This window comes from Actinoplanes xinjiangensis (assembly GCF_003148685.1).
GTDB classification, from domain to species: Bacteria; Actinomycetota; Actinomycetes; order Mycobacteriales; family Micromonosporaceae; genus Actinoplanes; species Actinoplanes xinjiangensis.
The window spans coordinates 51,198-69,109 of record NZ_QGGR01000026.1; the positions used below are offsets into that span (position 1 = coordinate 51,198).

General features: G+C 70.4%; 21 protein-coding genes. 11 read left to right on the forward strand and 10 right to left on the reverse strand.

Going from position 1 to position 17,912, the window contains the following annotated elements:
* Positions 1–9 precede the first annotated feature (9 nt).
* The gene (pheA, locus tag BC793_RS38260) at positions 10–951 is read left to right on the forward strand and encodes a prephenate dehydratase (RefSeq protein ID WP_109601503.1); all 942 of its coding nucleotides are present in this window, start codon (positions 10–12) and stop codon (positions 949–951) included.
* A 7-nt stretch (positions 952–958) separates the two neighbouring features.
* Here the strand turns inward: pheA and BC793_RS38265 are convergent, their stop codons facing one another.
* The 3 genes from BC793_RS38265 to BC793_RS38275 all read right to left on the reverse strand — a co-directional run bounded on the left by BC793_RS38265 (position 959) and on the right by BC793_RS38275 (position 2,567).
* Positions 959–1,699 (reverse strand): AIM24 family protein, encoded by a 741-nt coding sequence (locus BC793_RS38265; RefSeq protein WP_109601504.1) that lies wholly within the window; start codon positions 1,697–1,699, stop codon positions 959–961.
* Positions 1,700–1,728: 29 nt separating this feature from the next.
* A complete protein-coding gene (locus BC793_RS38270) occupies positions 1,729–2,070 on the reverse strand; it encodes a metallopeptidase family protein (protein WP_364073559.1) in 342 nt (113 codons plus the stop codon).
* 68 nt (positions 2,071–2,138) lie between these two features.
* The gene (locus BC793_RS38275) at positions 2,139–2,567 is read right to left on the reverse strand and encodes an OsmC family protein (RefSeq protein WP_109601506.1); all 429 of its coding nucleotides are present in this window, start codon (positions 2,565–2,567) and stop codon (positions 2,139–2,141) included.
* 67 nt (positions 2,568–2,634) lie between these two features.
* On the opposite strand from BC793_RS38275, the gene BC793_RS38280 reads away from it, so the two are divergent.
* The 4 genes from BC793_RS38280 to BC793_RS38295 all read left to right on the forward strand — a co-directional run bounded on the left by BC793_RS38280 (position 2,635) and on the right by BC793_RS38295 (position 6,339).
* A complete protein-coding gene (locus tag BC793_RS38280; RefSeq protein ID WP_109601507.1) occupies positions 2,635–3,294 on the forward strand; it encodes a hypothetical protein in 660 nt (219 codons plus the stop codon).
* Between the two features lie 55 nt (positions 3,295–3,349).
* Positions 3,350–4,603, forward strand: a complete 1,254-nt coding sequence (gene serS, locus BC793_RS38285) for a serine--tRNA ligase (RefSeq protein WP_109601508.1) — start codon at positions 3,350–3,352, stop codon at positions 4,601–4,603.
* Between the two features lie 108 nt (positions 4,604–4,711).
* Complete coding sequence (locus BC793_RS38290) at positions 4,712–5,521, forward strand: HAD family hydrolase (protein WP_109601509.1); 810 nt, start codon at positions 4,712–4,714, stop codon at positions 5,519–5,521.
* Entirely contained in the window at positions 5,521–6,339 is an 819-nt protein-coding gene (locus BC793_RS38295; RefSeq protein ID WP_109601510.1) for an HAD family hydrolase, read from the forward strand. The genes BC793_RS38290 and BC793_RS38295 overlap by 1 nt, the downstream gene beginning before the upstream one ends.
* 200 nt (positions 6,340–6,539) lie before the next feature.
* Here BC793_RS38295 and BC793_RS38300 read toward each other — a convergent pair whose 3' ends face one another.
* Together BC793_RS38300 and ddaH are read right to left on the reverse strand one after the other, a co-directional pair.
* Positions 6,540–7,103, reverse strand: coding sequence for a bacterial proteasome activator family protein (locus BC793_RS38300; protein WP_109601511.1), 564 nt, complete (start codon positions 7,101–7,103; stop codon positions 6,540–6,542).
* A gap of 51 nt (positions 7,104–7,154) precedes the next feature.
* Positions 7,155–7,985: a dimethylargininase gene (ddaH, locus tag BC793_RS38305; protein ID WP_109601512.1), complete on the reverse strand. Its 831-nt coding sequence runs from the start codon at positions 7,983–7,985 to the stop codon at positions 7,155–7,157.
* A gap of 68 nt (positions 7,986–8,053) precedes the next feature.
* On the opposite strand from ddaH, the gene BC793_RS38310 reads away from it, so the two are divergent.
* The gene (locus BC793_RS38310) at positions 8,054–8,515 is read left to right on the forward strand and encodes an Lrp/AsnC family transcriptional regulator (protein WP_109601513.1); all 462 of its coding nucleotides are present in this window, start codon (positions 8,054–8,056) and stop codon (positions 8,513–8,515) included.
* Here the strand turns inward: BC793_RS38310 and BC793_RS38315 are convergent.
* From BC793_RS38315 to mobA, 3 genes are all read right to left on the reverse strand, one after another.
* Entirely contained in the window at positions 8,512–9,594 is a 1,083-nt protein-coding gene (locus BC793_RS38315; RefSeq protein WP_109601514.1) for a T3SS (YopN, CesT) and YbjN peptide-binding chaperone 1, read from the reverse strand. The genes BC793_RS38310 and BC793_RS38315 overlap by 4 nt on opposite strands.
* A gap of 110 nt (positions 9,595–9,704) precedes the next feature.
* Positions 9,705–9,944, reverse strand: coding sequence for a DUF6457 domain-containing protein (locus BC793_RS38320; protein WP_109601560.1), 240 nt, complete (start codon positions 9,942–9,944; stop codon positions 9,705–9,707).
* Complete coding sequence (gene mobA / locus BC793_RS38325) at positions 9,941–10,540, reverse strand: molybdenum cofactor guanylyltransferase (protein WP_239170526.1); 600 nt, start codon at positions 10,538–10,540, stop codon at positions 9,941–9,943. The genes BC793_RS38320 and mobA overlap by 4 nt, the downstream gene beginning before the upstream one ends.
* An 82-nt stretch (positions 10,541–10,622) precedes the next feature.
* On the opposite strand from mobA, the gene fdhD reads away from it, so the two are divergent.
* Both fdhD and BC793_RS38335 read left to right on the forward strand, forming a co-directional pair.
* Positions 10,623–11,450, forward strand: a complete 828-nt coding sequence (gene fdhD, locus BC793_RS38330) for a formate dehydrogenase accessory sulfurtransferase FdhD (RefSeq protein WP_109601515.1) — start codon at positions 10,623–10,625, stop codon at positions 11,448–11,450.
* A 38-nt stretch (positions 11,451–11,488) separates the two neighbouring features.
* Positions 11,489–13,129: an alkaline phosphatase D family protein gene (locus BC793_RS38335; RefSeq protein WP_109601516.1), complete on the forward strand. Its 1,641-nt coding sequence runs from the start codon at positions 11,489–11,491 to the stop codon at positions 13,127–13,129.
* Positions 13,130–13,137: 8 nt separating this feature from the next.
* On the opposite strand, the gene BC793_RS38340 is transcribed toward BC793_RS38335, so the two are convergent.
* Complete coding sequence (locus tag BC793_RS38340) at positions 13,138–14,118, reverse strand: DUF4192 domain-containing protein (protein WP_109601561.1); 981 nt, start codon at positions 14,116–14,118, stop codon at positions 13,138–13,140.
* Positions 14,119–14,272: 154 nt separating this feature from the next.
* The gene (locus BC793_RS38345) at positions 14,273–14,773 is read right to left on the reverse strand and encodes a GNAT family N-acetyltransferase (protein WP_109601517.1); all 501 of its coding nucleotides are present in this window, start codon (positions 14,771–14,773) and stop codon (positions 14,273–14,275) included.
* Between the two features lie 56 nt (positions 14,774–14,829).
* On the opposite strand from BC793_RS38345, the gene BC793_RS38350 reads away from it, so the two are divergent.
* The 3 genes from BC793_RS38350 (at position 14,830) to BC793_RS38360 (ending at position 17,048) form a co-directional block, all read left to right on the forward strand.
* On the forward strand, positions 14,830–15,714 hold the full coding sequence (locus tag BC793_RS38350; RefSeq protein WP_109601518.1) for a fructosamine kinase family protein: 885 nt from the start codon (positions 14,830–14,832) through the stop codon (positions 15,712–15,714).
* Between the two features lie 79 nt (positions 15,715–15,793).
* Complete coding sequence (gene moaA / locus BC793_RS38355; protein WP_239170527.1) at positions 15,794–16,801, forward strand: GTP 3',8-cyclase MoaA; 1,008 nt, start codon at positions 15,794–15,796, stop codon at positions 16,799–16,801.
* A gap of 4 nt (positions 16,802–16,805) precedes the next feature.
* Positions 16,806–17,048 carry a MoaD/ThiS family protein gene (locus tag BC793_RS38360; protein WP_109601520.1) on the forward strand — a complete coding sequence of 81 codons (243 nt, stop codon included), beginning with the start codon at positions 16,806–16,808 and terminating at the stop codon, positions 17,046–17,048.
* The last annotated feature ends 864 nt before the right edge of the window (positions 17,049–17,912 follow it).

Consider the following 17,912-nt stretch of genomic DNA (forward strand, 5'->3'; position numbering starts at 1 on the left):
CTTTCGAAAATGCCCGGTACGCCGCCCAAGCACTTCACCTACCTCGGCCCCGAGGGCACCTTCACCGAAGCTGCCCTGCGCACCATCTCCGCCGCTGAGCACGGAGTCCGTACCCCGGCGCGCAGTGTGCCCGAGGCTCTCGAGGCGGTCCGTGCCGGTGACGCCGACGCCGCTCTCGTCCCGCTGGAGAACTCGGTGGGCGGGGCCGTCCCGGTCACCCTCGACGAGCTGATCACCGGCAGCCCGCTGATGATCACGCGGGAGGTGCTGCTGCCGGTCGAGTTCGTGCTGGCCGCCCGCACACCGGCGCCGCTCGCCTCGATCCGCTCGATCGCCGCGCACCCGCAGGCCTCCGCACAGTGCCGGCACTGGCTGCAGGCCAACGTGCCGGACGCGGTGGTCGTCGACGTGCTCTCCAACGCGGCCGCGGCGATCAGTGCGGCCGCCGGTGAGTACGACGCGGCCCTGTGCGCGCCGATCGGGGTCGGCCGCAACAACCTGGCCGTGCTGGCCGAGAAGGTCGCGGACCGGGCCGAGGCGGTCACCCGCTTCGCCCTGCTCACCCGGCCGGGGCCACCGACCGCGCCGACCGGCGACGATGTCACCTCGCTCGCCGTGTCGATCCGGCACGACCAGGTCGGCGCGCTCCTCGCGGTGCTCACCGAACTGGCCGTGCGCGGTGTCAACCTGTCCCGGATCGAGTCCCGGCCGACCGGTGAGCAGCTCGGGACGTACGTCTTCTTCCTCGACTGCACCGGGCACGTCGCCGAGGCCCGCGTCGGTGAGGCCCTGCAGGGTCTGCGACGTATCTGTGCCGAGGTCCGGTTCCTCGGCAGCTACCCGAAGCACCGTCTGCAGCCGGAGCCGCCGGTGGCGGCGCCGCCGGGCCTGTCCGACGGCGACTTCGCCGACTCCGCGGCCTGGCTGGCGGGTCTGCGCACAGGGAGCTGACCGCGAGCTAGTCGTCGAAGAGGTCGCCCAGGATGCTGCTGCCGCTGCTGCCCGACTTCTTCTCGGCGACGCCGGCCAGGCCGCCGGGCGGCTCCTCGGACGGCTGGACGATGACGAAGCCCTGACCGGCGAAACTCATCGTGAAGCGCTCACCGGTGGTCCGGCCCAGCAGGGTGCCCAGACCGAACTGCTCGGCCTTGTGGAAGCCGGTCTGAAGGTTCGCGGACCAGGCGATCGCGGCTTGCGGGTCGACGTAGGTCGGCTGGTCGACGTTGAGCACCACGGGCGTGCCGCGGGTGGTGACCGCGATCCGGCCGTGTCCGCTGAAGACGCAGTTGAACAGGCCCGCGCTGGAGAACATCCCGGCGCCGCCGACCATCTTGATGTCGTAGTTCAGCGTGGAGTCGAAGGCCAGCACGTTCGCCCCGTTGATGGAGAGGGCGTCGCCGGGTTCCAGGTCGATCAGGTGGATGTCGGCCGCGTTCTCGGCGAGGAAGACGTCGCCGTTGCCGCGCACCCGCATCAACGGGACACCCTCGCCGGTCAGCTTCTGCTTCAGGAACTTGCCGAGGCCACCGGAGCCGAGCGCCTCGAACGTCACCTGCCCCTGGTAGGCGACCATCGACCCGGTCCGGGCCAGGAAGTCCCCGTTCAGCTCGGCTTTGAGAAGCTTCGCATTCTGCAGCCGGAGGCCCGGCTGGCTGTGCTCTTTTTCCAGGTTGTCGGCCGAGAAGAGTTCGCTGCGCATGGTTCGAGCGTAGGTCCACCCGACAAGCGTCAGCCCCAGCCGAGGTCGTGCAGGCGCTGGTCGTCGATGCCGAAATGGTGGGCGATCTCGTGCACCACCGTCACGGCGACCTCGTCGACCACGTCCTCCTCGGAGTCACACATCTTGAGCGTGGGCAGCCGGAAGATGGTGATCCGGTCGGGCAGCGCGCCGGCGTAGTCCCAGCCGCGCTCGGTCAGTGCGGTCCCCTCATACAACCCCAGCAGATCGTCACCGCCGCCCGGCGGCAGATCCTCCACCAGGAAGACCACGTTGTTCATGAGCGACATCAGCTCGACGGGCACCTCGTCGAGCGCCTCGCCCACCAACTCCTCGAAGCGTTCAGGACTCATATCGACCGGCACACACTCATTGTGCCCGGGTTCCCGGCGCGGCCGCTCCCGGCCGCGCCGGGACGGACTCAGGCGAGCTTGGCGACCAGGCTGATCTCGGCGCCCGGCTTCAGCAGCCGCGAGATCGGGCAGTTCTCCTTGGCGGACTCGGCCAGCTCCTGGAACTTGGCGTCGTCGATGCCGGGAACATCGCCGACCGTCTCCAGGTCGATGCGGGTGACGCCGAAACCGGCGTCGTTCTTGTCCAGGTGGACCTTGGCCACGGTCTCCACCGAGGTCGGCGTGAAGCCGGCGTCGGCGAGTCCCTTGGAGAAGGCCATCGAGTAGCAGCCGGCGTGCGCGGCCGCGATCAGTTCCTCGGGGTTGGTCCCCTCGCCCTCCTCGAAACGCGACTTGAAGGAGTAGGCGCCCTGGAGGCCACCCTTGCCGGTCTTGACGGTGCCGGAACCCTCGGTGAGGTTCCCTTCCCAGCGGGCTGAAGAAGAACGAATAGGCATGGGCAGAACGCTATCCGATATGCCGCCCGTTGGTTCGCAGACCGGGCGAGGGGTCATCATGGACCCTATGGCGGAGTCCGTGATCTCCTTCGGTGCCGGCGACAGTCCCCGGCGGGCGATCCTTCGTGACCTGGGACGGGACAGACGGCTGCCCGGGCTGGTCGCCGGTCTGGGCGCGGTCGCGGCGTTCGGGTCGCTCATCTCCGAGTGGCAGAGCACCGCCATCCGGGAGCTCGGTGTCGACGGCGAGCAACTGCCCGAGGAACGGGTGCTGCTCGCCAATCTGCTCGATCTGGGCGGGGTGGGCGCCGGCTACCTGATCGGGTTGTTGCTGCTGGCGGTCGCGGTCGTGCTCACCCTGTTCGGGCCGGCGCCCGGCCGGGCGTACACGAGGGTCGCGGGTTTCGCCCTGGGCGGTGTCCTGCTCGCGCTGCTCCTCTCGCTGGTCCAGTATCTGAACGAGACGAGCGCGCTGCTCCCGAAATACCTGATGGCGTTCAACGTCACCGAGGAGGACTCGCTGCGGACGGCACACGGGCGCGGGTTGTGGTGTGCGCTGGCCGCCGTGACTCTCGCGCTCGTCGCACTGTGGATGCCCGCACGGACCGTCGCGGAGGATCCGGAACCGCCGGTCACCGAGGCCGACGACGCGCTGGACGTGACCATCACACCGACCACACCGTTCGCGTCGTACCCCGGAGAGCTGGACCAGCCGCACCGATCGTGACACCGGGGGATATCCGGGTGCTGATCGGACCGGGACGCCGGTAGGCTCGACAACCGTGATTGACCTGCGTCTGCTTCGTGACGACCCCGAACTGATCCGCGCCAGCCAGCGGCTGCGCGGTGAGTCCACCGAGCTCGTGGATGTGCTGCTGCGTGCCGACGAGGAGCGCCGGGCCGCCACCCAGCGGTTCGAGACGGTCCGGGCCGAGCAGAGATCCATCGGCAAGGAGGTCGCCAGGGCTTCCGGGGACGAGCGGGCGGCGCTGCTGGCCCGTACCAAGAATCTCGCTGGAGAGGTGAAGGCCGCCGAGGCCGCCGCGAGCGAGGCGGAACAGGCGCTCAAGCGGGCGCACCTGGCCGTGTCGAACGTGGTGGAGGGCGCACCGCCCGGTGGCGAGGACGACTTCGTCGTGCTGCGCGAGGTCGGCGACATCCCGCAGATCGCCGAGCCGAGAGACCACCTGGAGATCGGCGAGGCACTGCGCGCCATCGACACCGAGCGCGGCGCGAAGGTGTCCGGGTCGCGGTTCTACTTCCTCACCGGGGTGGGCGCGCTGCTCCAGCTCGGCATGCTGCAACTGGCCATCCAGCAGGCGGTCGAGCACGGGTTCATCCCGTCGATCACGCCGACGCTGGTCCGGCCCGAGTCGATGGAGGGCACCGGCTACCTGGGCGCCCACGCCAGCGAGGTCTACCGGCTGGAGGCCGACGACCTGTATCTGGTCGGCACCTCTGAGGTCGCGCTCGCCGCGTATCACTCGAACGAGATCCTCGACCTGGACGGGCCGCGGCGCTACGCGGGCTGGTCGTCGTGTTACCGCCGGGAGGCCGGCTCGCACGGCAAGGACGTGCGCGGCATCCTGCGTGTGCACCAGTTCGACAAGGTGGAGATGTTCTCGTTCTGCCGTCCCGAGGACGCCGCCGAGGAGCACCAGCGGCTGCTCGCGATGGAGGAGGAGATGCTGGCCAAGGTCGAGATCCCGTACCGGGTGATCGACGTGGCGGCCGGTGATCTCGGGTCGAGCGCGGTCCGCAAGTTCGACTGCGAGGCGTGGGTGCCGTCGCAGCAGCGGTATCGCGAGGTCACGTCGACGTCGAACACCACCACCTTCCAGGCGCGCCGGCTCAACGTGCGGTACCGGGACGCGAACGGCAAGCCGCAGATCGCCGCCACCCTGAACGGGACGCTCGCGACCACCCGGTGGCTGATCCCGATCCTGGAGAACCACCAGCAGCCCGACGGCTCGGTGCGGGTGCCGAAGGCGCTCCAGCCGTTCCTCGGCGGCCGGGACGTGCTCGAACCCGCTTAATCAACAGGCAACCGGTCGGCTACCAATTGTCATAGATGCTGGTAGCCGATCGGGTGTACCGTTCTCCTTCCGCCCTCCGCGGGGGTCAGCAGACCCACGGAGGTTTCGATGAAGCCTGGTCTCCCCAAGCTGATCGCGACAGACCTGGACGGCACCCTCGTTCGCAGCGACGACACCGTCTCGGCGTACACCCATGAGGTCCTCGACCGGGTCCGGGCCGCCGGTATCCGGATCGTCGCCGCCACCGGCCGCGGCCCGCGTCTGACCTCGCTCACCCGCAACGACATCCGCGTCGCCGACTTCCTGGTCCTCGCCCAGGGCGGCTGGGTGCTCGACCTGGAGGACTCGCGCTACCTGCGTCAGGCCCGGCTGCCCGGCCGGGCGCTCGGTGAGGCGCTGGGCGCTCTCGAGTCGGTGGCCGGCCCACTCTCGGTGATGTTCGAGGCTCTGGAGCACGACGACTCCCCACTCTGGGGCGACTACGACCCGACCTGGCGTTATCCGGTCACCGTCGAGTCGAGGACCCGCGCCGAGTGCCTGTCCGGCGAGGTGATCAAGGCGTTCGCCCGTTCCTTCCAGCTCGACGTCGACGCACTGCTGGACCTGGCCCACCGGGTGGTGCCGGCCGATCTCGCGACGGTCACCCAGGCCGGTCTCGACTACGTGGAGATCTGCCCGGCGGGCGTCGACAAGGGCAGCGGCCTGTCGGTGGTCGCCGAGGCCGTCGGCGTCGACCCGTCGGACGTGCTGGTCTTCGGTGACATGCCCAACGACCTGCCGATGTTCGCCTGGGCCGGCTGGGGCCGCGTCGCCGTCGCCAACGCCCATCCGACCCTGCTCGCGGCCGCGGACGATGTGACGCTCGCCAATGACGAGGACGGGGTGGCGGTCTACCTGGACCGGCTATTGTCGAGGTGATGGGATCCTTCCGCCCGGTCGCCGCCGACACGTTCCGGCTCGTCGCCTCCGACATCGACGGCACGCTGATCACCAGCGAGCGCACCCTCAGCCCGCGCACCCTCGACGTCCTGAGCCGGGTCCCGGTTCCGGTGGTCGTGGTGACCGGCCGGCCGCTGCGATGGCTCGCCCAGCTCTACGACCAGTTGCCGGCCCCGCTCCCCGCGGTCTGTGCGAACGGTGCGGTCATCTACGACCCCCACACCGACGAGGTGCTGCGGGCGTCTCCGCTCCCGGTCGAGCTGCTGCTCGAGGTCACCAAGACCCTGCGTGACGCCGTGCCGGACATCTCGCTGGCCGTCGAGGTGGAGGACGGCCGCGCCTTCCTGCACGAGGACACCTGGACGATCCGCTGGGAGCACGACCACCGGGTGCGGGTGATCGCCTCGCCGGAGGAGCTCACCTCGGTGCCGGCGGTCAAACTGCTGGCCCGGTCCTCGACCGCGGACCCCGACGACTTCCTGGAGCTGATCAGCCGGACCCTCGGGGACCAGGCCGAGGCCACCCGTTCGTCGTCGTCCGCGCTGGTCGAGATCTCGGCGGCCGGTGTGACCAAAGCGGCCGGCCTCGCCTGGTATTGCGAGCGGGCCGGCATCACCGCCGACCAGGTCGTCGCCTTCGGTGACATGCCCAATGACATTCCGCTGCTGAGCTGGGCCGGGCGCGGGGTCGCGGTCGGCAACGCCCACCCGGCGCTGCGCGCGGTGGCCGACGACACGACCGGCACCAACGATGCCGACGGCGTCGCCGCATACCTGTCGTCCCTGTTCAACCTCTGATTCGGTACGGCCGCCGCCTGATCCAGTACGACCGGGCCACCGGTTCGCCTGATCTGTTGCGAACTGGCCGCCCGTCGCCGGACTTCCCGTCACCCCGCGCCTCAGCCCGGCGCCCGCGTTGCGGTCCCGGCTCCCGCGGATGTCGCGCGGGAGCTACGGGACGGCGATGGTTCGGCGGGTGACCAGTGACTCGTACCAGATCAGAGGTATTGACCGGTATTGCCGAGGATGTCGGACGGGCCCTGCTTGCCGGGGATGACGCCGCCGACCGGCAGGGCCGGGCGACCCGGGACGCCGCCGCGCATCTGCTCCAGCTGGAGGCGGGCGGCCATCTGCTGGGCGACCAGCGCGGCCTGGATGCCGTGGAAGAGACCCTCCAGCCAGCCGACCAGCTGGGCCTGGGCGATCCGCAGCTCGGACTCGCTCGGCGGGGTCTCGCCCTCGAAGGGCAGGGAGAGCCGTTCGAGTTCCTCGCGGAGCTCGGGGGCGAGGCCGTCCTCGAGCTCCGCGATGGAGCGCTGGTGGATCTCCCGCAGCCGGCCGCGGCTGGCCTCGTCGAGCGGAGCGGCCCGCACCTCCTCGAGCAGCTGCTTGATCATGCTGCCGATGCGCATGACCTTCGCCGGCTGCTCGATGAGGTTGCCCGGCTCCTCCGGCGTCAGTGAGCCGTCCGATTCGACCGTGCCCATCGGGCGGCCGTCGGGGCCCACGACGATGACGGAGCCGTCTTCCTTGTGCTCAGTAGTGCGGGTGTCGTCGGTCATGCGATCCATCTTTGCGCACGCCTTCGACCGATGCTCGTGTGGTTGGTGAGTTCAGGGACGCAGTTCGGCGACGGCACACTTGACGCTTCCGCCACCGCGCTTGAGCTCGGACAGGTCCACGTGAACCGGGAGGTATCCGGCGTTGCGCACCTTGCGCCCCATCGCCACGGCCTCGGTGTTGAGGATCACGTTCCGGCCGTCGCTGACCAGATTCAGGCCGAAGGCCTCGGCATCCTCGCGGTCGGCCAGCACCGCATCCGGGAAGAGCTGGGCCAGCACCCGCTGAGAGGCCGGGGAGAAGGCGCCGGGGTAGTAGGTGACATGCCGGTCATCCAGGGCGGCGAGCGCGGTGTCCAGGTGGTAGAAGGCCGGGTCGACCAGGCGCAGCGAGACCACCGGGCGGCCAAGCACCTCCTGGGCCTCGGCGTGGGCGGACGGCTCGGTGCGGAAGCCGTAGCCGGCGAGGACGATGCCGCCGTACGCGCCGGGCAGGTACGCGAAGTCGCCCTCACCCTCGTTGACGTGCTCCGGGGCGATGAACTTCCAGGTCTCCTCGGCCAGGTAGAACGCCTGGTGCGCAACGGCCTCGGCGGCGCGCTGCGGGTAGAGGAAACGGGCGCCGTAGACGGTGCCGTCGACGGAGAAGGCGCCGTTCGCGGAGTAGACCATGTCCGGCAGGCCCGGCTCCGGGTCCAGGACGTGCACGACGTGACCGAGGCCGGTGAGCGTGGTGCGGAGTTGCTCCCACTGCTTCAGCGCCAGGCCTGCGTCGACCGCGACAGTGGTGTCCATCCAGGGGTTGATGGCGTACTCGACCGTGAAATGCTCCGGGGGACACATCAGATATGTCCTGGTTCGCGGCAAGCGCTCCGTGTAGCTCATGAGGTTAAAGAGTAGGTAGGCTGCGTTGCAGCAAACAGCTCTGAATATTGCTCCTCGGAGGCGAATCGTTGCAGATGGACGCCGTCGACCAGCGAATCATTGCGCTGCTCGTCGCCGATGCCCGCGCTTCGTATGCCGAGATCGGCGCCAAGGTCTCGCTGTCGGCTCCCGCGGTGAAGAGACGTGTCGATCGACTTCGATCCACCGGGGTGATCAAGGGATTTACGGCCGTCATCGAGCCGTCCGCGGTCGGCTGGACCACCGAGGCGTTCGTTGAGCTCTTCTGCACCGGGCGGACCACACCGGCACAGATCACCGTGGCCACCCGCCGGCACCCCGAAGTGGTCGGCGCCTACACGGTCTCCGGGCAGGCGGACGCGCTGGTACACCTGCGGGCCGCCGACATCGGGCACCTCGAGCAGGCACTGGAGCGGCTGCGGGCGGAGCCGTTCGTGACCTCCACCCGCAGCATGGTCGTGCTGTCGCGGCTGGTCGAGACACCGACCGCGATCCCGCCGGTGACTCCCTAGAGATACATCCCCGGGCGGTGACCCTCGTTGTCCTCCGCCTTCGGGGCGGCCGGCTTGTCACCCTCGCCGAAGAACCGTTTGCCCCCGAACTCGCCGTGCAACCGGTCGTCCAGCTCGTCGGCGAGCCCCGTCATCACCTGCACCGCCAGCATCAGATGGGTCGGCTGGAAGTTGCGGCCGAACACCGGGATCGACGCCCACACCGTGTCCTGCGCGCAGTAGAGCCGGCCGATCGGCATGCGATTGGTCAGCTCGGAGAGCTTCACGTAGAGCTGCTCGGTCGGCTCCACCTCGGTGAGGATCGGGGAGAAGACGTCGACCAGGGGCGGGTTGTCACGCACCCGGACGAAGACCATCGCCGAGCCGGCCCGGATACCGATGTCACCGTCGGTGTCGACCTGAAGCTGGTCGACGGTGGTCTTGGACATGGTTGCCACCACCGTACGGACCCGCTCGTCCAGCGGCACCACGTCCTCGGCGACGCCGGCCAGCGCCCGTTCCAGGGCATCGCCGTCACTCAGCGCGTCCAGGGCGAGCTCGATGCTCGGCTCGTGCCGGGCGGTGCCCAGCGGGCTGGCGTCGATCGGCTCGTCCTCGTCGTCGTGCACCAGGTAGACGAGGAACGCCGGGTGCGGCGCGCCGTAGACGTCCCGCAGCGTCCGCGTGACGGCGGTGGCCAGCGGGGTGACCTTGTCCTGCGAGGTGCGCATGCCGAACGAGTCACCCGACCCGGCCAGCACACCGGGCGGCGACCAGCCGAGCGCGACCAGGTCGGCGACGGCCGCCCGATCCATCCGATACTCCTGGGGGAGAGCCGCGTTGCCGACCGCGAGTGCCTCGACGACACCGTCGGCCAGAACCCGGATGCTCACCGAGTAGACCGCCGTACCGGTACCGGAAGCGGTGGGGTCGAGGGTCACGTCGACATATGACCCCGGGGCCAGCGTCGGCAGCAGCCCGGCCAGGGCACTGGCGAACTCCCGCCAGGCCTGGGTGACCTTGGCCCGTAGGTCGGCCGTGGTCGGCTCGTCGAGCAGCACGCCCTCGTGTGTCTCGCCCGCGGCGCCTTCTGCCGTCATGATCGCACCTCCGTTCCCGTCACCCTATCGAGCGGCGACGGGCCGTGGACGCCCGTCCCATCCCTATCCCGAATGTCCAGGGTGGAAGCCGGATCGGCGGCCCTTCGACATCAGGTGCCGGGCTCGGCGCGGCGCAGAGCCAGAGCGCTGATCCGGGCCGCTGCCTCGCCCGGGTCCGCACCGGCGCCGACGGCGAGCCCCAGCAGGTACGCCGAAACCGGCGCCCCCGGCCGCAGGACGTTGTGCGCCACATCACGGGCCACGTCGAGCACGTCTTTCACCGGCACCGCGACCCCGTCGAGCCCCAACTCGGCGCTGACCTCGGCGACCCAGTCGTCCATCTCGCTCATCGGGCCCACTCCTCCGCGGTCCGCAGGTCATCGTCGGTGTCGCAGTCGAACCACGGCGGCGGTCCCGGCCGCCGCCAGGACACCTCGGCCACCCGGGCGTGCTCCAGCAGCGCACGGACCGGTGCGCCGGTCAGCCCGCCCCGCGCCTCGGCGACCCGGCCGAGTGCGGCCCGCAGCCCGGCCGTCCGCCACACCCCGCAGAGCGTCTGGAGGTGCCCGTCGGTGTCCCGGTAGACCGCGCCCTCCATCGGCGCCGACTCCAGAGTGAGTCGGAGGACATCGACCGCCTCGCCGGTCAGCAACGGCAGGTCGGCGGCGAGCAGAGCGGTGTAGGTGATGTGCGGGGGCACCAGGGCCAGGCCCGCGGAGGCGGCCGCAACCGGCCCACCACCAGCGGGTTCCTCCCTGGTGACGTGCACCGGAACCGGGAAGTCGGCAGGTATTCGCCCGACCACGATCCGGGGGTCGGCGTCGTGCACCGCCGCCAGGACCCGGGTGAGCATCGATTGGCCGGCCACCGTCAGGGTCGGCTTGTCGGCACCGCCCATTCGCCGTGCCGCACCACCGGCCAAGACCACCGCCGCGAATCCCCCCACGTGAGTACCGTATCCCGAGTGGGTGGCGGGTGTGACCACGCGTTCGGTTCGACGCCTTCGGGGGACCCCGTAAGCTCCCGCTATGAGCAGGACCGCCACTCGCCGCACGGTGGTGACCATCGATGTCACCACGCCGTCCGGCAGCCGGATCCGCCAGGATCACCTCGCCGCCGAGGAGCCGCTGGAGATCCGGGTGCGCAAGCGGCCGCTCGCAGTGACCATGCGCACACCCGGTCACGACATCGATCTGGCGATGGGGTTCCTGCTCAGCGAGGGCATCATCGGCGAGGCCACGGACGTGACTACGGCACAGCTCTGCGCCGGCACGGACACGCCCAACACGCACAACGTGGTGGATGTGGTCCTCGACCCCGGTGTGCCGCCGCCGGAGACCGATCCGAGCCGCAACTTCTACACCACCAGTTCGTGCGGGGTGTGCGGGAAGGCCAGCATCGACGCGGTGCGGACCCGGTCGCGTTTCGACGTCGCCGGTGACCCGCTGGAGATCCCGGCGATGACGCTGGCCGGGTTGCCGGCCAAACTCCGCGCCGCGCAGCGCACCTTCGACCGGACCGGGGGCCTGCACGCCGCCGGCCTGTTCACCGCGGCCGGTGACCTGCTGGTGCTGCGTGAGGACGTGGGCCGGCACAACGCGGTCGACAAGGTGCTCGGCTGGGCGCTGCGGGAGGGCCGGCTGCCGTTGACCGGGCACGTGCTGCTGGTGTCCGGCCGGGCCAGTTTCGAGCTCACCCAGAAAGCCTGGATGGCCGGGTTGCCGCTGCTGGCGGCGGTCTCCGCGCCCAGCACCCTGGCGGTGGAGCTGGCCGAGGAATCCGGCATGACACTTGTCGGATTCCTCCGCGAACCGAAGATGAACATCTATTCCGGGGCTCATCGCGTCACCGTCTGACCAGTTGTCGTTAACCCGCGTCGCCAACGCTTCGACGCATGCCGATCTCTCGCCGCACCCTGCTGACCTCGGCGGCCGGTGCCGCCACCGTCATCCCGCTGTCCGGCGCCGTCACGCCGAGCCGGGGCCCGCTACAGACCGACCCGTTCACGCTGGGCGTCGCCTCCGGTGACCCGTCCCCGGACGGTTTCGTGCTGTGGACCCGCCTCGCCCCGTCACCACTGGCCGAGGACGGTCTCGGCGGCATGCCGTACCGAACCGTGCCGGTGATCTGGGAACTCGCCGCCGACGAACGGTTCCGCAAGGTCGTCCGCCGGGGTGTCACCACGGCCCGGCCGGACCGCGCGCACAGCGTGCACGTCGAACTGGACGGGCTCGCGCCGGGCCGGGAGTTCTTCTACCGGTTCCGCGCCGAGCGCTGGATCTCGCCGGTGGGCCGGACCCGTACCGCGCCGGCGCGGTGGGCCCGTGAGGCGGCTCTGTCGATGGCGTTCGTGTCCTGCTCCCAGTTCGAGCACGGATACTTCACCGCCTACCGCCGGCTGGCCGAGGACGCACCGGACCTGATCCTGCACTTGGGCGACTACCAGTACGAGTACGCCCCCGACACCTACAACATCCCCGGCGGCAATCCGCGCGACCACCAGGGCCCGGAGACCGTGACGCTGGCGAACTACCGGCAGCGGCATGCCCAGTACAAGACCGACCCGGATCTTCAGGCGGCACACGCGGTCGCTCCGTGGGCGGTGGTGTGGGACGACCACGAGGCCGAGAACAACTGGGCCGACGAGGTGCCCGAGCAGCCCGACCCGAACTTCCTCACCCGCCGTGCCGCCGCGTTCCAGGCGTACTACGAGAACATGCCGCTGCGCCGGACCTCGGTTCCGAAGGGCATCGACATGCAGCTCTACCGGCGGTTGCACTGGGGCCGGCTGGCCACCTTCCACATGCTCGACACCCGCCAGTACCGCGACGACCAGGGCTGCGGTGACGGCTACAAGGACTGTCCCGCCGCCTCCGACCCGGCCCGCACCATCACCGGCGCCGAGCAGGAGGCCTGGCTGCTCGACGGTTTCCGCCGCTCCACCGCGCGCTGGGACATCCTCGGCCAGCAGGTCTTCTTCGGGCAGCGGGACAACGCCTCCGGCCCGCAGAAGGTGCTCAGCATGGACTCGTGGGACGGATACCAGGCCTCCCGGGACCGGATCACCCGTGGCTGGGTGGACGCCGGTGTCCGCAACCCGGTGGTGCTCACCGGGGACGTGCACGCGCACTGGGCCGACGACCTCAAGCTGGACTGGAACGACCCGACCTCGCGGACGGTCGGCACCGAACTGGTCTGCTCGTCCATCACCTCCGGCGGTGACGGGGCCGACGTGGCGAGCGGCAACCACAGCTGGGCGGCGTGGAACCCGCACCTGCGCTTCTACAACAACCAGCGCGGTTACGTCCGTACCCGGATCACCGGGGAGTCGCTGACCGCCGACTTCGTGGTGCTGCCGTACGTGACGACGCCGGGTGCCGCGGCACACACCCGGGCCACCTTCGTGATCGAGGACCGGGTGCCCGGCCTGCATCAGATCGCGGACAGCCCGACGCCGTCGGCGGCGCTGCGCTCGGCCGGTGAGCCGGTCGATCTCGGGGCGGAGACGGTCCGGCAGGAGACCGAGCGTCCCTGACCCTCCGGTCATCGCCGCCACCGCCGCACCATGTCCGGGGAGATGGCGAACCCGAGCAGTTGGTGCAGCATGCCGGCGAGCTGGTGGCCGGGCTCGGCGTCGAGGGCCCGGTCCACCGCGACCCGGGCCAGCGCGCCACGCCCCAGCTGCCAGGCGGTGAAGCCGAGCAGGCAGGCGGGCGCCGGAACATACACCGGCTCGACCCGGCGCAGCACGTCGGTCCAGAGGCCGACCCGCCACTCCTGCGGGCCGGCCCGGTCGACGGCGTAGTCCTCCACCGCGCGGTCGGTCAGCAGCACCCCGAGCCAGGCCGTCTCGGCGTCGGTGAGGACACCGCCGGAGCGGTAACGCTTCTCGGCCTCACGGACGGCGAGACGGCCGGCCTGCCGGACCCGTTTGGTGACCCCGTCGCCCTCCAGGAGGCCGTTGAAACGGCTGCGGGCGTGCTCGGTGGCGACGACCATCACGGCGCGCGCCGGCCCGTCCACCGGCGACAGCTGGGCGACCAGGTCACGGCGACTGGGCAGGGCCACCTGACCGAGGTAGGTCGCCTCGGCCGCGATCACGCTGTCCGACGGCAGGCAGGGTGTGCCCTCCGCCGGGCAGCAGGCCGGGTCGTCACACACATACGACCACCAGCGCCCCTCATGCACCCGGAGCACGTCGTCGATCTCGACCCCCACGGCCCGCAACGCCTCGGCGACCCGTACCACGGTCGGGGTGACCTGCTCCCGCGGGCCGTAGCCGACGATCACCACGAGATCCGGCTCCTGCCGCAGCACCCCGGCGGCCACCTCGCGCACCCCGGTCCGGATGTCCGTCTCGTCGAAGCCGGGCGGCGGGAGGTCGAAACACGCGCCGAAGTCGAGCTGGTGATCGCGCATGCCGACCACCGCGACGGTCTCGTGCGGGTGGTAACCCATCAGGTACGGCAGGACCGCGACGAGTTCGGCGGAGTTGCGGACGACGAGGGTGGTGTCGGCTCTCATGCCGGCCAGCGTGGCCGCCCGGCGAACCTCGCCGCAGGGCCGGATCCGAACCTGTGGACGACACGCCGGTTCGTCCACAGTCTCCGAACGGGGAATCCCTGGTGAACGGTTTCTACGACGCGGTCCTGCGACGCGTTTCTCTACGACGCGTTCGCTACGACCGGAAGGGCAACTCGTGCAACTCCAGGCCGTGGTGCCGGGGGTGGGTGTGCCGTTCCAGATCCATCGTCAGCTCGATCGACGAGACCACGTCGTACCCGGCCGCGTGCAGACTCCGGATCGCGTCGATGTTGCGCGACTCCGGAGAGATGGTCAGCGCGGTCATGTTGCGGTGCTTCGCCTCGGCCGCGACGTGTTGCAGCAGCTTGCGGCCGACGCCCTTGTGCCGGTGCGTGATGGTCACGACGACCGGGTCCACTTCGCCGGCCCGGCCCCGCATGATCAATCCGACCATCCCGATCACCCCGTCGTCGGCGTGGTCGGCCACCCACAGTCCGGAGAGGTCCAGCCGGGTGAGGTACTCCTCGAACCCGGCGCCACCGTCGTCCCGATGCTCGCCGTACATCTCGTTGTGTTGACGGGAAAGCTCTGCCCACAGACGCCGGCACGCGGAGTGATCACTCGGCCGGTACGAGCGCACGACGACAGGGGTCATGTCGCCATCTTGCCTCTAAATGGAGACGTACGTCACGGGAAGCGCAAGATAACCGGGTGGACATGGTGTACCTGCGCACGCACCCCCAGCATCTCCCGACATTTCTGACACATCAGCGCATTCGCGAGACACCCGTGCACTCGGGAGTCTGCTCGGCGAGCCGGCTGACCCTCGACGACGGCGCGTCGATCTTCGCGAAGACGTGGCCGTCCGGCCCGGCCCCGAACGGCATGTTCGCGGCCGAGGCGGCCGGTCTCGGCTGGCTGCGTGAGGCGGGGACGGTGCCGGTGCCCGAGGTGCTGGTCGCCCTCCCCGAGATTCTCGCGATGGAATGGGTCGAACCGGGCGAACCCACGCGGGAGGCCGCCGAACGCTTCGGCCACGACCTGGCCCGGCTGCACCGATCCGGCGCCGACGGCTTCGGGGCTGAGCTGCCCGGATACATCGGGCCACTGCCACTGGACAACACCCGCGGCGACTCCTGGGCGTCCTGGTTCGCGGAGCGGCGGCTGAGGCCGTACCTCAAGATGTCGGTTGATCGCGGAGCGCTCGAAAGCTCCGACCTCGCGTCGATCGAGAAGATCATCAACACCCTGCATCGGTACGGTGGAAGCGAACCGCCCGCACGCATCCACGGCGACCTGTGGCCGGGAAATCTCCTGTGGGCGGCGGACGGCCGTGCCTGGCTCGTCGACCCGGCAGCGCACGGCGGCCATCGCGAAACCGACCTGGCCACACTCGCCATGTTCGGCGGGGCCCCGCACCTGGCCCCGATCCTCGACGCATACCAGGAGGAATGGCCGCTGTCCGACGGCTGGCGGGAGCGGATCCCGCTGCATCAACTGCATCTGTGGCTGGTGCACACCGCCGCCTTCGGCAGCGCATACGGCTCCGGGGTACGCGCGGCGGTCGCCACGTTGTCCACAGGACGATATGGGTAGGGGCGATACGGCCCGCGAGCGGCTAGATTCGATTGGTGCGCATGTCCCGGAGACCAGCCGAGCCGCCCTGGGGGCACGCGTGACCGTGCTCGCTGACCGATTCGGTCGCATTGCCACCGATCTCCGGGTATCCCTCACGGATCGGTGCAATCTGCGCTGCACCTACTGCATGCCCGCCGAGGGCCTGGCGTGGATGCCGCAGCCGCAACAGCTCACCGACGACGAGGTGAAACGGCTCGTCCGCATCGCGGTCGAGCAACTCGGCGTCACCGAGGTCCGGTTCACCGGTGGTGAGCCGCTGATCCGGCGCGGCCTGGTGAGCATCATCGCCGATGCGGCCCGACTCGACCCCCGGCCCCGGCTGTCGGTCACGACGAACGGGATCGGCCTGGACCGGATCGCCGTGCCCCTGCGCGACGCCGGCCTGGACCGGGTCAACGTCTCGCTCGACACGCTCGACCCGGCCCGGTTCCACACGCTCACCCTGCGCGACCGGCACTCCGACGTGCTGGCCGGGCTGCGTGCCGCGGCGGACGCCGGTCTGACCCCCGTGAAGATCAATACGGTGCTGATGCGCGGGGTCAACGACGACGAGGCCCCGGCGCTGCTCCAGTTCGCGCTCGATCACGGCTATCAGCTGCGCTTCATCGAGCAGATGCCCCTGGACGCCCAGCATCAGTGGGACCGGCACGAGATGGTCACCGCCGAGGAGATCCTGGCCGCGCTGGAGCCGTTCGGCCTCCAGCCCGACAATGTTTCACGTGGAACAGCGCCGGCCGAGACGTGGCTGATCCCCGACCGTGTTGACGCCGCGGGCGAGCCGGCCCGGGTCGGCGTCATCGCCAGCGTGACGCGCCCGTTCTGCGGCGACTGCGACCGGACCCGCCTCACCGCCGACGGTCAGGTCCGCAACTGCCTCTTCGCCACCGAAGAGAGCGACCTGCGCAAAATCCTCCGCGCTGGTGCTCCCGACGAGGAGATCGCCGACGCCTGGCGGGCCGCCATGTGGGGCAAACGTGCCGGTCACGGCATCGACGACCCGACGTTTCTCCAGCCCGTGCGCCCCATGTCCGCGATCGGAGGCTGACCCGTTGCTCACGGTCCGCTACTTCGCCGGAGCCCGGGCAGCCGCCAACGGCACGTCCAGCGAGACGGTCGAAGCCGCCACCCTCGACGACCTGACCCGGGTGCTGAGCGAGCGCCACGGCGAGCGGCTGTCCATGGTCATGAAGGCCGCGAGCTTCCTCGTCGACGGCCTCACCTGCCACGACCGCGCGGCGCGGCTCCCGGCGGGGGCCACCATCGACGTCCTGCCACCGTTCGCCGGCGGCTGAGCCTCGGGCTTCGCGGAATCCGCTCCCGGCGCGGGCCACCGTCAACGTCCTAGTCTCATTTGTCGGCGGCTGAGCTTCCCGGCGCCGCGCCCCTCCTCCCGGCGCCGCACCCCTCCTCCCGGCGCCGCACCCCTCCTCCCGGCCGGGGCACTCTTGGTGTCCTGCCTCCTTGCTAGGGCGGCCGAGATCCCCGGGCTGCGGCCCTCATCCCCGATCGCAACGCCATCGATGTCTCGCCTGCCTGCCCGGCGGGCCGAGCTGCCGGGCGGTGGCCCTCATCCCGACCGAGGCAGTATCGGCGTCCTCCCTGTCTGCCCGGTGGCCGAGACTGCGGAGCTACGGGCCTCCTCCCGACCCAGGCGCCATAGATGTCCCCGCTGCCTGGCGGCAGCCGAGATTCCGGGGGCGAGCGGCACCGCAACGTCTCATCCCCGGCGCGAGCCTCTCGGAGCCAGGCGGCACCGCAGCGTCTCACCTTCGGCGCGAGCCTTTCGGGGACCAGGCGGCGGCGCAGCGTCTCACCTTCGGCGCGAGCCTCTCGGAGCCGGGCGGCAGCGCAGCGTCTCATCCCCGGCGCGAGCCTCTCGGAGCCGGGCGGCAGCGCCGCGTCTCATCCCCGGCGCGAGCCTCTCGGAGCCGGGCGGCAGCGCCGCGTCTCACCTTCGGCGCCCAGGCCTTAGTGGCACAGGCTGGCACTGTGACGTCTCGTCTCAGGGATCCTGACCTCCCGGGGTTGGGCGGCACCACGGCGTCCCATCCCCACCGGGGTCGTCTGTGCGCACACCCTTGCGGACCAACAGCCGCTGCTTTACCCCTCGGCACCGGGCCGACCTGGCGTCCATCAGAGGGTGTTCGGTGGCGGCG